General features: G+C 72.5%; 1 protein-coding gene. It reads left to right on the top strand.

What is annotated here, in order from left to right:
* The coding region (locus BST12_RS30305; protein ID WP_139802154.1) for a DUF222 domain-containing protein at positions 1–229 on the top strand (229 nt) is incomplete at both ends.

The following is a 229-nucleotide window of genomic DNA, read 5'->3' as shown; positions in this document are numbered from 1 at the left end:
GCGGATCTGGGTGAGCGCCACGCGTTGACGGGTGAGCCGCTGCCGCCACAGTTGACCGCGACCGCCGACGCCCAGCGCGACGGGCTGATCGGCGAGGGCCATGTCAAGGTGATTCGCGAGTTTCTGCGTGAGCTGCCCGCCGCGATCGATCTGGGTACCCGCGCGGCCGCCGAAACCCAGCTGGCCCAGCTGGCCACCAGCCGGCGCCCCGACGATCTGGCCGGGCTGG

It is taken from the genome of Mycobacterium angelicum (genome assembly GCF_002086155.1).
Classification (GTDB): domain Bacteria; phylum Actinomycetota; class Actinomycetes; order Mycobacteriales; family Mycobacteriaceae; genus Mycobacterium; species Mycobacterium angelicum.
This window is presented reverse-complemented; position numbering and strand designations above follow the sequence as displayed.